General features: G+C 39.4%; 12 protein-coding genes. 1 reads left to right on the top strand and 11 read right to left on the bottom strand.

Annotated elements, in window-relative coordinates; all coding sequences use genetic code 11:
* Nucleotides 1-282, bottom strand: a 282-nt coding sequence (locus tag ACEW8U_RS23145; RefSeq protein WP_373524428.1) for a sulfatase-like hydrolase/transferase, incomplete at its 3' end; no start/stop codon positions are given.
* Between the two features lie 52 nt (nucleotides 283-334).
* Here ACEW8U_RS23145 and ACEW8U_RS23140 point away from each other — a divergent pair.
* Nucleotides 335-481 (top strand): hypothetical protein, encoded by a 147-nt coding sequence (locus ACEW8U_RS23140; protein WP_373524427.1) that lies wholly within the window; start codon nucleotides 335-337, stop codon nucleotides 479-481.
* A 155-nt stretch (nucleotides 482-636) separates the two neighbouring features.
* Here the strand turns inward: ACEW8U_RS23140 and ACEW8U_RS23135 are convergent, their stop codons facing one another.
* The 10 genes from ACEW8U_RS23135 to ACEW8U_RS23090 form a co-directional block, all read right to left on the bottom strand.
* Complete coding sequence (locus ACEW8U_RS23135) at nucleotides 637-1,185, bottom strand: DUF5655 domain-containing protein (RefSeq protein ID WP_373524426.1); 549 nt, start codon at nucleotides 1,183-1,185, stop codon at nucleotides 637-639.
* A gap of 5 nt (nucleotides 1,186-1,190) precedes the next feature.
* On the bottom strand, nucleotides 1,191-1,622 hold the full coding sequence (locus ACEW8U_RS23130) for a VOC family protein (protein ID WP_373524425.1): 432 nt from the start codon (nucleotides 1,620-1,622) through the stop codon (nucleotides 1,191-1,193).
* A gap of 102 nt (nucleotides 1,623-1,724) precedes the next feature.
* On the bottom strand, nucleotides 1,725-2,462 hold the full coding sequence (locus ACEW8U_RS23125) for a class I SAM-dependent methyltransferase (RefSeq protein WP_373524424.1): 738 nt from the start codon (nucleotides 2,460-2,462) through the stop codon (nucleotides 1,725-1,727).
* Nucleotides 2,463-2,593: 131 nt separating this feature from the next.
* Nucleotides 2,594-3,634, bottom strand: a complete 1,041-nt coding sequence (locus ACEW8U_RS23120) for an MBL fold metallo-hydrolase (RefSeq protein WP_373524423.1) — start codon at nucleotides 3,632-3,634, stop codon at nucleotides 2,594-2,596.
* 81 nt (nucleotides 3,635-3,715) lie between these two features.
* Entirely contained in the window at nucleotides 3,716-3,949 is a 234-nt protein-coding gene (locus ACEW8U_RS23115) for an acyl carrier protein (RefSeq protein WP_373524422.1), read from the bottom strand.
* 519 nt (nucleotides 3,950-4,468) lie between these two features.
* Complete coding sequence (locus tag ACEW8U_RS23110) at nucleotides 4,469-5,287, bottom strand: hypothetical protein (RefSeq protein ID WP_373524421.1); 819 nt, start codon at nucleotides 5,285-5,287, stop codon at nucleotides 4,469-4,471.
* 249 nt (nucleotides 5,288-5,536) lie between these two features.
* Entirely contained in the window at nucleotides 5,537-8,578 is a 3,042-nt protein-coding gene (locus ACEW8U_RS23105) for an efflux RND transporter permease subunit (RefSeq protein ID WP_373524420.1), read from the bottom strand.
* 1 nt (nucleotide 8,579) lies between these two features.
* Nucleotides 8,580-9,635, bottom strand: a complete 1,056-nt coding sequence (locus ACEW8U_RS23100) for an efflux RND transporter periplasmic adaptor subunit (protein WP_373524419.1) — start codon at nucleotides 9,633-9,635, stop codon at nucleotides 8,580-8,582.
* A gap of 7 nt (nucleotides 9,636-9,642) precedes the next feature.
* Nucleotides 9,643-10,998: a TolC family protein gene (locus ACEW8U_RS23095; RefSeq protein WP_373524418.1), complete on the bottom strand. Its 1,356-nt coding sequence runs from the start codon at nucleotides 10,996-10,998 to the stop codon at nucleotides 9,643-9,645.
* A 54-nt stretch (nucleotides 10,999-11,052) separates the two neighbouring features.
* On the bottom strand, nucleotides 11,053-11,670 hold the full coding sequence (locus tag ACEW8U_RS23090; protein ID WP_373524417.1) for a TetR/AcrR family transcriptional regulator: 618 nt from the start codon (nucleotides 11,668-11,670) through the stop codon (nucleotides 11,053-11,055).
* Between the last annotated feature and the right edge of the window lie 179 nt (nucleotides 11,671-11,849).

Raw genomic sequence — 11,849 nt, 5'->3', positions numbered from 1 at the left:
ATATCGTGATGGGGTGCAAACACTTGCACTGGCATGCGCATTGGTAAAAATAATGCCGTCCTGAATGAGGGCATCAATAGCAGGAGTACGGATTTTTGATTGGGCATTTAAACCACTAATATCACCATAGCCCATATCATCTGCAAAAATAAAAACGATGTTGGGTTTCAATGGGCCAGGTGATTGAACTGGGTTTTGTGAACATGCCTGGATAAGAAATAACAAAAACAATCCACATAAAGTGGCATTGAAGAAAAGCTTTTGGTTGAAGAAATAGTTCATAAGATCTAATTTCCACTAAAAATGGCGTATATATAGCTTAAAACAAAAAAAAATGCCTGCCAACAATGCTCTGGTTGAAATCTGGATTCTGGCGGTGTTGGGTGTAGTTTGTAACTACACCAAAAGTTGCAGTATGACTTATCACAAAAGAGCCGTTTCCTTTAATCAGGCTGAGGCTATCCAACAATTAGATTTCTAAATTTCGCATGAGCACAGTTTATAATTCAAAGGTAAGGTACATTTCAAATCATCGCATAAATACCAATAGTCCCGTTCACGAATAAAAATTTATCTTTTTAGGTTGTTATCCTTTCATCTTTTCCTGATAATCTTCTCAGGTTTTCATTATCGAATTCAACCAGCACTTTCAAAAGCTTTTTTTAACCAATCCATTACTTCATCATCAATATTCTCAAAATCTGTCAAAATTATTTTGTGGGTGCACATGGCATTCCCGCTGGAAAGCAGTTTTCCAGATGGATCCTGTCCTTTTAGGTTGATTCCGATTTCAAAACGGGTTTTGGTGATGGGGTAGAGGAGAGCAAATTGTTTTTTTCTTCGCAGGCTAACATTGGCATTTTTTGGGGCGATTTCAATGTCATTCCCAAATTTTAAAATCTCACTGATCAAATGTTCGTAGATAGGCTTGAAATGCTCCTTGCCTTTGTATTGGTTTTCTATCAGTTCGTGTTTGTCCTCCACTGAACCTGCATCTGTGGCCAATGTTTTCAGTGCGATCAGGTTGGCAAACCCATGGGTAAGTCCCTCTTCTTCTTTAAGGAATTTCATGATTTGACCATGTTTTTCAAAAGATTTACCTTTGACGAACACCATCCACTCCTCAAGGGATTTCCCTGTATTTTTATGGAGGTTGTCCAGCATGCTTTGTTCTGCTTTGTCCATGATTTTTATTGGGGGTTAAGGTCGAAACTTACCATCCAATTGACACCAAACTTGTCTTCCAATGCTCCAAAATATGATCCCCAAAAGGTGTCTTCAATTGGCATATTTACCTTTCCTCCGGCCGATAATTCTAAAAATATCAGGTCAGCCTCAGCTTTGGAGTCAGTATTCACATATACTGAAAAGTTGTTGCCGAAAGTGACCTTGGGAAAACCGGATCCTGTATCACTTCCCATCAAAATGGTGTCTTTTCCGATCGGCAAAGAAATATGCATGATCAAATCCCTGTCACTTTCAGGTGTCGGGTAATTTTCTTGGGGCGGCATTTCACCAAAGGTTCCCAGGAAGTCAAACTCCCCACCAAAAACAGATTGATAAAAAGCAAATGCTTCCCTGCAATTGCCATTGAAGTTAAGGTAAATGTTAGTAGAGGCCATAGTGTTGTGGGTTTGGGTTAATAATACAAAGCTTCAAGCTATAGCTTAAAGTTAACCCAAAATTGAATTAAAAAATATTTCAGTGTCCAATATATTGATGGGTTAATGGATTTTTCCCAACCTCACCAATAATGGGAACTCAATTTTTCTTTCCACTTCCGATCCCCAACAAACCTTCAATTTCTCAGAAACCAAGTTCACAGGATTTTGTACATTCAATTGTATGTATTTTTTAACCGCAGACCATGTGTTCAGGTAGCCAATCAATTGATCAATTTTCCAGTTGATACTGTTTTTAAATTCGGGAGTTTTTATTTCCTTAAATGGGAATGGAATGGTAAGGTATTTTTCATCAATATATTTTCGCTCGGGTTCCCAATACGGTTCCAAAATATCCCTGTACAATTCATCAATTACACCATCCAATTCTGGAGCAGCGGATAATTTTCCATATCCCAATACAAGTAATAGAGAATCTTTTTTGCCAGTCCGATTCACCTCTTTGTAAAATCCTTTGAAATCAAACCAGTGAATGGCCTGCCCAACTGTGATGAGGTCAAAATGCTGATCTGGAAAAATGGTGTTTTCAGCACTTTGTTTGGAGTAGTAGACATTAGGCCTTGTGATTGCATTTTCCAACTGCTTTTCACTTATATCCGTTGCTTCCACTTTTTTGAAGTAATTTGATAAATGCCCGGCCACTTGGCCATTTCCGGTCGCACAATCCCAAGCACTTTCTTTTCCTTTGCAATGACTGACTACAAAATCAAACAATACCTTAGGGTAGCTAGGTCTGAATTGGGCATATTCCTCTGAATGGTTGGAGAAGAGATCTTTCATAACTTGGCAAGGTTTTATTTCTTATCTGTTAAGCAGGTCATAAACCTCTCCCAAATTCTTGACCTGAAAAAAATCGGGATTTTCGATGGTATGTTTCACTTTAAATTTTTCAATCCGCCACAGCGGACAATTTATTCCAATCCATTCCTCAAAAGATTCCTGCCTAAAACCGGCTCTACCAATTCCCCTTTGATATCAGATCGGTTTTCAACCAAAATATCCCAAGGTTCCATTCTTGGTTCGTCAGAAAGATTAAAGGTGCCGAAATGCATGGGGATAAAGAATTTTCCTTCCAAAGTATTGAAAGCATCAATGGCATCAGTTGGGCTAATGTGGGCTTGATGCATAAACCATTCAGGTTTGAAAGCACCAACACCCATCAGGCAATAATCAGGTGAACCCATAGTGTTTTTAATATCTGCAAAATGAGGACCTTGTCCACTGTCTCCCATAAAGTAAATGGATAAATCGGTCGTTTGGATATAAAAACCTCCCCAAAGGCTTTTGTTGTCATCCCATAACCATCTTCTGGACCAATGCCTTGTTGGCACGTAAGTGATCTGTAGACCAGAATCCAAAACGGAATATTGTTGGTACCAACCAGCTTCTTGAATGAACTGCCCATTTGTCCATGAGGAAATAACTTCCTTCATTCCCAACCCTGTCAAAATTATTAGTTTGGGGTTTTTATCAGTCAGGTATTTTAAGGTCTGTTTATCACAATGATCCCTATGATTGTGGGAAAGTAAAATATAATCTAGTTTAGGAAGTTTTTCAATAGGGAAAGGCAATTCACTTTCTCTTTTTAAAAAAGTATTGTCAAGCAAAAGTGGATCGGTCAAAAATGTTTTACCATTGATTTGTATCAGGTAGGTTGCATGTCCCAACCAAATCAAATAATCCTCATTATTTTGGAACAGGGTAGAATCAAAATCAACAGATAATTTTCTGGTTTCAGCCTTCTTTTCTTCCTTTTGGGGATTCTTGCTGGTTTGCCATTTCAACAAATCCCCAAAACTGGATTCAAAGGGATGATATAGATTAGTGAACCTTCCTTTGTCATCCAATGGATTTCCCTTCCAATCTTCAGTAGGCAGTACTGTACGGAGTTCAGGATTTGAAGAAAATCCTTTTTCAGATGATGTAGCCTGTCCTTTTAATAGGTAAATCATAAAGAGTGGAATCAATAAGGCCCAAATAAAGTTTTTTATGCGCATATCAGTAATTCCTAACCCCCATCTTTTAATAAAAGTTTATGCAGACAGTAGATGTTGGATCAATTCTGAAGGTGTTTCGATTTTTGAGGCTTTTTCGTCTTCCAATTCCCTTTTCAGTTCATATTCGAGTTCGAAGATCAACCCATCGACAAACATTTTGTCCATTTGGAGCTCTCTGTAGAAGTTGGCGGATTTTCTTTTGCCTGTTAAAGGGATGCCATAAGTATTGAATACACTGATGGCTTTTTTCATGTTGGTTATTGTTTTCATTTTTCTAGAGGTAAGATGATCTGATTGCTTGGGATAAAATCCAAAAATATAACGTTGTAATTAGTGGTTTGTTGGATGTGGTTTTGATATTTATGATTTTTTAAGGAATTAGGTTTCATACTTTTGCTATTCTTAAGGCCGATGTGAGTGTCTCACTCACATTCATACACCAAATGCGAGTGTTTCCACTCATATCCTTGTGATGTTGAATTCATTATTACAAAGCCTTTCAACTTATGATGGCAACAAAGGACATATAGTTGCTTGTGGTCCATAGTTTGTAATTCTTACAGAAATATCGCCCTCCTGTACAAAAGCCGTGACGGATACTTTTTGGGTTTTGTTGTAGAGATCAAGATATAAGAATAAAACTACCCCTACCGAAGCAATAAAAATGTCGGAGCATGAGGTTAGATATTAATAAATAATATGAAACATACCGATTTATAAAATTATCTTGTAAATACTTTGATCAGAAATAATCCATAATCTAATTGTTAATTACATAGGTTTAAATACTCATCGAGATAAAAAGGCCTCAACTGCATCCAGGTTGTTGAGATCAATCCTCGCACTTGCCAACCTGCCAGCTACCATGCCGCTTATGATCAAATACCTAAATGTTTGTGTTGGTACAATTGTATTATAAACGACCGGTATATTCCCTTCGTAATTTCTGGAAAAATAATAACTAATGATTATCTTATTAAGATTATATCCAAAATTATAATTCCTGTGGTACACGGTTATAGGACCTTCCAGACCTTGGTAATGGTGAGGTAAACCTGTCCACATCCAAACCGAAAATGAGGAGTTTACCGGAACACGCATGTAAACGAGCACCATGCCATTATCAAACACGTCTTGGGTTATTTCAGGATCATTGATAGTGGACACCTTTGCTAAAATAGAATTCATTTGAGGATTACCTGTAGTCGTCATCACCCCATAAGTGCCATTAACATAATCTGTGTTGGTAAGGGTGACTATCTTCGAGATGATTTGGATAATACCGTCCGCACCCGCCTCTCCTTGTGGACCCTGCTCTCCCTGAGGGCCTTGTTCTCCCTGAGGGCCTTGTTCTCCCTGAGGACCCTGCTGTCCTAGAGGTCCCTGTGGACCCTGAGGTCCTCGTTCTCCTCTAGGTCCTTGTTCTCCTTGGAGTCCCCGAGGACCTTGCTCACCCCTTTCACCCCGCTCTCCACGAAGGCCTTGTTCACCTTGAACACCTTCCGGGCCTTGTTCTCCCTCAGGTCCTTCAAACAGGTTACAACTTACAAAAAGATAGAAAATCAATGGAATCAATAGGCGGGAGGGAAAAAAAGAGGAAAGATTCATGGTCGTGGTATTTAATTTTTGAGGAGATATATGAAGTTGTAAATCATGCCTTCCGAATGGCTTAGGCGTTGATTATCAAAACAATATATGTATTTCATGATTTAATTCAAAATTAAATTTTTCCCTTTTACTTTTTCAAATCTTTCCAAAACACCGCAAGGCCTTTGTGAGTGTCTCACGCTCTTCTATTTCAAAAGGCTTTTCGAACTACTTTTTACTTGGTACTTCGTACATTGTACTTCCCCTCAATTACCCAACCCTCGGCGGCAATAGCTTGTAAACTACAGGTGTCACAATTCTAGAAAGTAATGTAGAACTGATCAAACCTCCGATCAGCACAATCGCCAAAGGCGAAATCAATGGATTGGTTGACCACGCAATTGGCATGAGTCCACCTATTGCTGTCAGGGTAGTCAATACTATTGGCAAGAAGCGTATTTCACCTGCCTCCCGTATAGCTACATCCAAAGATTTTCCTTCTTTTCTCAACTGATTTGTGAAGTCCACCAACAATATTGAATTCTTAACTTCTATCCCTGCCAAAGCGATCAAACCTATGATGGCCACAAAGGACAAAGAGTTGCCAGTCAACCACAATGCAGTCAATGCACCCACCATTCCCAATGGAATGACTGAAAGGACTATGATGGTACTTTTGAAGGTTTTGAAGAGTAGGATCAAAACTGCGATAAAGAGGAATACTGTTACAATAATGACCGTTTGAAAACCACCAAATGATTCCTCCCTTGTCTCCGCCTCTCCGGCAACTTTATAGGAATAGCCGTCAAGGAATTCCATGTTTTTGATTTTGCTTTCTACATCACTGATCACCCGCTCTGCAAGAAATCCTTCCTGTACAAATGCCGTGACAGAGACAGTCCTTGTTTTGTTATAGTGGTCAATATATAATGGTGAACTTTCCAAAACCAAATCAGCAATCTGCCTGATCGGGATGGCCGCTCCTTGGTTGTTATTGATAAATAACCTGTCAAAATTAACGAGGGAAGCCCTTTCTTCTTTGGGGCTTGTCAGGATGATTTCCTTTTTATCACCATTGGCATCTGAATAGGAACCCATTTTCAATCCGGCAATTGCCATTCTTACAGATCTGTCCACATCAACAATATTGACCCCCAATGATCTTGCCTTATCCTTTTGAATTGCCACCCGGATGTCAGTTTTTAGATTGCTGACAGGATTGTCGACATAGATTGTTCCCGGAGTTTGTCGGATCAACTTTTCGGTTTTTGAAGCCAAGGTTCTCAGGTTGTCAAGATTTTCACCTGAAAGTCTGATTTCAACAGGGGCAGTGACAGGTGGACCTTGCTCAAAGTTTTTAACTTCTATTTTTGCTCCTGCATAATTGTCAAACCTGTTTCTAAGGTCTTCTGTAACCCTTATTTTTTCAGTGACAGATGTGTTTGGCTTTAATTGGACAAAAATCTGTGCAAAATCCGTCCTTTCATTTTCCGGTATGACATTGTAATAGATTCTTGGATTTCCTTTTCCAACATTGGTGGAAAAGAAATCTATTTCGGGAATGTCTTTCAATGCCCGCTCAACTTCCCTGCTGACTTCATCTGTACCGCCGATTTTGGTCTGAATGGGGGTTATGATATTGATCAAAAACTGAGGTTTTTCAGATGCGGGAAAAAGGCTAAATCCAATAATTGGGAAAATTGCCAACGAGGAACCGAATATCAGCAAAGCACCTACCAAAGTCTGAACAGGTTTCCTAAGGGATCTTTCCAACAAAGGGGCATAACTTTTTGAGATCGCATTTTGAAGTACCCTAAGAAAAAGGTTTCCCTGATGTCCTGCTGCGTGCTCCTTAAGCAGCCTGCTGGCCAAAAAAGGAATGATTGTAAGGGATACAAACATTGACGCCAAAACGCTCATGATGACTGCCATTGGTAAGCTTCGGATAAAGTCCCCTGAACCTTCGGGTAAAAAAACCAAAGGCATAAATGCGATAATCAGGGTGATGGTACATCCGACTACAGACAAGCCGATTTGTTTGGTGCCCAATAGGGTAGCTTCCATCCGGCTATGCCCTTCCCTTATCCACCGTTCGATATTTTCCACTACCACAATGCTGTCATCCACCAAAAGACCCAAGGCTACAACCAAACCTACTATACTTAATTGGTTGAGACTGTAACCCAACAAATCAAGCAGGACTAATCCAATAGCAAGGGAAAGCGGAATGGAAATCATTACAATGGATGCAGCCCTTCCGCCAAGGGGCAACAAAGTGATGGACACCAAAAGAATGGCAATGATGAAATCAAAACCCAATCCCCCCAATCTTTTATTGACAAAATCTGCTTGGTCAAAAGCCAAAACCATGTCGATATTGGTTGGCAGCGTGGATTTGAAATTTTCAAGAACAGGTAGGTATTGCTCTTGCACCTGCGAGATATTGTTGCCCTCTTTTAATGCAGCAGTTACGAAAATGGATCTATAGCCATTGAGTCTTGTGATATGTTTGCTTTCATCAAAGTCCATGTGCACATGGGCAATGTCTTTTAAAGAGATGCTTTTACCCTGAACAGAATAGACCAAGGTATTGGCGATTTCATCCAGATTATTATAGTTACCGCTTGTTTTTACATTGAAGGCTTTGCTCCCTGCTTCAATTGTGCCTCCTGGTATATTGCCTATTTCACTTTGAATGCTACCCAGAACTGCCTGAAGTGGGATCCTCATTTGGGACATTTTATCAAGTTGGAGGTCTATCCTGACGATTTCTTCCGGGAGACCATATATTTCTACTTCTTTGAGTGCAGGGATTTTTTCCAGTTCTTTTTGAAGCCGTTCTCCATATTTTTTGAATGATTCCCTGGAACTGTTTTCACTGATAAGTCCGATTTGCAGAATACTTACACCGGATGGAGTCACTTTATTGATGTCAATACTGAGAATATCCTGGGGAAGCTCTCCTCGCATGCTATTGATTTCACGGACAAGTTCCTGGTATTTGTCGTTTACATTGCTCTCGTATTTGTACTCCACATTGAGTACGGCAACACCATCCCTGATTTTGGTTTTGATGCGTTTGATATCTTCAAGTGCATAGATTCTTTTTTCAATCGGATCTACGATGAGCTCTTCCATGTCCTCAGGACTTGTACCCGGGTAGACCACAATCACCGGGAACTGTGGTGCATTTGTGGAAGGGTCTTCACTTCTTGGCATATTGAAGAAAGTGGTTATGCCAAGCGCAATGGTCATCAGAAAAATCACCAGGGTAAACTGGTAGTTTTTAACAGCAAAGTTTGAGATACGCATATCAATTCCGGATAGAGATGGAGGATTGGTCACTGAGGTAGGCACTTCCGGCAACAATCAATTGATCATAACCTTCAAGTCCACTGATTATCTGCACTTTGTCCGGATAAACCCTGCCCAGAACCACACTTATTTTTTGTGCTGTTTCATTGTCTTTTGTAACAAAAACAAAACCTTTACCACCATTGGCATCCAAAATGGCTTCATAAGGAATATACCAAGTTGGTTGGCTAGTGCTGGAATGGATCATCGCAGTGCCGAACATGCCACTTGCCAGGTACTCAGGTGCTGTTTCCGAAAATTCTAATTCAACCAAATAGGTACCCGTCATAGCATCCGCAACTTTCGCTTTTCTTTTGACTTGAGCCTGATAGGGTTTGTCAGGTTGAACGGGGGTAGTGATTTCAACTTTATCCTCTTCCTGAACAGTGGCCCAATCACGGTCACTCAGTGCCACTTTCAATTTCCAGTTTCCTTTTCCAGTGCCATTGGTCTGTAAAACAGGACTTCCCGAAGATATCTGTTGGCCGGGATTCGCGAATTTCTTGAGCACATAGCCATTGCTTACGGCCCTTATCAGCGAATAATCCTGGTTGAATTGCGCAGCCTGTAGGTTTTGGGAGGCAATGTCCAACGCTGTTTTGCTGTTTTGGGATTGTTCCAAAGTAGCTACCGAATCAGCCAACAACCGTTGAACTCTCTCGTAATCCCTTAATGCTTTTTCATAGCCCAATTCTGCCTGTGCAACCCCGGTATTGATTTCTGTCAAATCCAAGGTGGCAAGTAATTGGCCTTTTTTAATGTAATCTCCTTCTGATACCAAAATTTGATTGATGATTCCACCTGTCTTGAAGGATAGTAATGTTTCATCATCGGTGGTGAACTGACCCGTCCCCTGAATGTCCATTTTATTTTCAGACAATTCTATGGAGGTTATTTTGACAGGGATACTGCCCTGAGGAATTGCATTATTAATGGCTTTACCATCAGTTCCGCAGGCATTTACTATTAGGATGCCAGGAATGAGGAGTAGGAAGGTTGGGATAAAACGTTTCATGGTTATGTTATTTCAATGTTTCTAATTCTCTTTCTAATTGTGCTACAGCACTCAGCAATCCATAATTTGCAATGGTTACTTTGAGCTCGGATAAAGTAAATTGGTTTCTTGCGTCAATAAATTCAATCAGGGAATTGGTACCTTCCCCAAATCCTTTGTCTATCAGCCTCAGGTAAGAGGAGGCGGATTTAAAGTTGCTTTCGGCAGATTGTTTTGCAGCACTTGCAGCCTTGATGTTGTTTTTGGCAGTTCTGATGGACATGTCAATCTGATTTTCCAATAATTCTGTTTTATAGGAAATTGCATCGATTTCATTTTTGGTGCGATTGATTTCAGTCCTGTTTCTTCCACCTTGAAAAACAGGAACTGATATATTCAGGCCAAAAAGTGCATATCGGCTTTGTTGAGAGTAATCAAAATCAAATCCCTGCATTCCGAGGTCTATAAATGTGTTCAATCTGGGAACCGCAAAATTTCGGTTCATTCTGAGTACAGTTTCCCGGATGTTTTTGGCTGTTTCTATTTTAATCAATTCTGCCCTTTGTGAATAATCTTCCTCTTGAAGTAATCTTGAAATTTCCTGTTCTTGTATTTCCTGAATTTCAAAGCTCACTTGGGATTGAAGGGGTCTATTGATTAAAAAGTTGACGTAATATGCAGCATTTGCCATTTTGTTTTCTGCTTCAATCAATTGGGCGCTGATGTTTTCCACTTCACTTTCAGCCCTGAGTACCTGTGCAGGTAGACCTTTGCCATTTGCCAAAAGAGACCGGTTGTCTTTTAAATTCTGCTCAACCAGTATTTTTGATTCTTCCAAAATCTGTTTGGCGGTATAGGCAAGACAGAACTGGTAATAGGCCTGTTTGATGTTTTTTACGAGTTCGGCTTTATAGATTTCTATTTCATATTCTTCCAATTTGACTGATTGTTGTCGGATGAGTTTATTGAAATGCAGGTCGGGATTGATAATAGGGTAGGTTACCCTGAATCGGGCGTCATAAAAGTTGTTCGGTAGGAACTGTTCTTCTACATTTTCCAACTGAGGAAAGACCTGTCTATCTGTCAGTGTATTTAAGGTAGAATAAACACCATTTAATAAATCTCCCAATGGAAGAATTATTGCCCTTCCCCCATTTGCCAAGGTATAATTGGCACCAAAGTCAACTGTTGGGAGGAAAAAGCTTTTCGCGTCATTTAGCGCTAATAAGCTTTGATCCAGAGATATATTCCTGTCTTTGAGGATAAGATTGTTTTGCAAACCTTCAGAAACATACTCTGATAGGATTTTCTGGGCTTGGCCTTCTATTATTATTCCAAAGAGAATAAGGAGCCATAGGATGTATTTTTTGTGAGAGGAAATCATATTTATTACATTGTTATTTATTTGAACACTGTTTAACTTATAGTCAAAAAAATACTAGAGTTTATCCAAGACCATCAGAAATGATTGATAGCTGTTTTCAACAATATTTTCAACTTCAGAAACTTCAAGGATATTGACTCTTTTTCTGATTTTCAATGAAACCATTCCATGTACTGTCGCCCAGATCATAAATGATAAGGGCTCTAATCTATGGCCTTGGAAATGGCCTTTTTGCATACATTCTTTGACTGTAATTCTTAATTGATTGAAGCTGGAGTCTCCTTCGGACCAACATAAATCATCTCTGGTTTCCAGATGGTCGATCGGTGCTTCGATGATAAACATCAAATCGTACATATCTTCATTTGTCAATCCAAATTCCAGGTAAATTTTGCCCATTGCCCTCAAACGGCTCATTGGGTCCACTATAGCTGATAAAATACTCATTCGTTTCCTGAGTTCCTGAAAACCTTCAGTATGCAGCGCATGGAAGATCTCATTCTTGTCTTTAAAATAATGGTATATTATCCCGGGACTATATTCAATTTCGTCTGCAATGTTACGGATAGAGGTTTTCTCAAAGCCCCTTTCAAGAAAAAGTTTCTTTGCAGCTTTGAGAATACTGTCTTTGAGTTCTTCCTTCTCCCGTATTTTTCTTTCTACTAGTCCCATCAATGCTTTTTAGACACTCAAATATAATTGAACAGTGTTTAAAATTCCAAAATTATTGATTAATTTTTTTAAAATAATTTTAAATAGAAGATCTATCATATTATTTAAACTATCAAAAACCTCCTAGTTGGTCCAAGAATTATAAGAGGTGATTTTAACGTGCTTTTTTTTTTAATGCC

It is taken from the genome of Aquiflexum sp., assembly GCF_041751335.1.
GTDB lineage: Bacteria > Bacteroidota > Bacteroidia > Cytophagales > Cyclobacteriaceae > Aquiflexum.
The sequence above is the reverse complement of the archived record's forward strand: the minus strand, read 5'-3'. Positions and strand labels throughout refer to the sequence as shown.

What these genes read in the sequence shown, in the direction of transcription:
- ACEW8U_RS23140 (WP_373524427.1), top strand. Translation starts at nt 335, where the DNA reads ATGCCTGCCAACAATGCTCTGGTTGAAATCTGGATTCTGGCGGTGTTG.
- ACEW8U_RS23095 (WP_373524418.1), bottom strand. Translation starts at nt 10,998, where the DNA reads ATGATTTCCTCTCACAAAAAATACATCCTATGGCTCCTTATTCTCTTT.
- ACEW8U_RS23110 (WP_373524421.1), bottom strand. Translation starts at nt 5,287, where the DNA reads ATGAATCTTTCCTCTTTTTTTCCCTCCCGCCTATTGATTCCATTGATT.
- ACEW8U_RS23105 (WP_373524420.1), bottom strand. Translation starts at nt 8,578, where the DNA reads ATGCGTATCTCAAACTTTGCTGTTAAAAACTACCAGTTTACCCTGGTG.
- ACEW8U_RS23130 (WP_373524425.1), bottom strand. Translation starts at nt 1,622, where the DNA reads ATGGCCTCTACTAACATTTACCTTAACTTCAATGGCAATTGCAGGGAA.
- ACEW8U_RS23135 (WP_373524426.1), bottom strand. Translation starts at nt 1,185, where the DNA reads ATGGACAAAGCAGAACAAAGCATGCTGGACAACCTCCATAAAAATACA.
- ACEW8U_RS23120 (WP_373524423.1), bottom strand. Translation starts at nt 3,634, where the DNA reads ATGATTTACCTATTAAAAGGACAGGCTACATCATCTGAAAAAGGATTT.
- ACEW8U_RS23125 (WP_373524424.1), bottom strand. Translation starts at nt 2,462, where the DNA reads ATGAAAGATCTCTTCTCCAACCATTCAGAGGAATATGCCCAATTCAGA.
- ACEW8U_RS23090 (WP_373524417.1), bottom strand. Translation starts at nt 11,670, where the DNA reads ATGGGACTAGTAGAAAGAAAAATACGGGAGAAGGAAGAACTCAAAGAC.
- ACEW8U_RS23100 (WP_373524419.1), bottom strand. Translation starts at nt 9,635, where the DNA reads ATGAAACGTTTTATCCCAACCTTCCTACTCCTCATTCCTGGCATCCTA.
- ACEW8U_RS23115 (WP_373524422.1), bottom strand. Translation starts at nt 3,949, where the DNA reads ATGAAAACAATAACCAACATGAAAAAAGCCATCAGTGTATTCAATACT.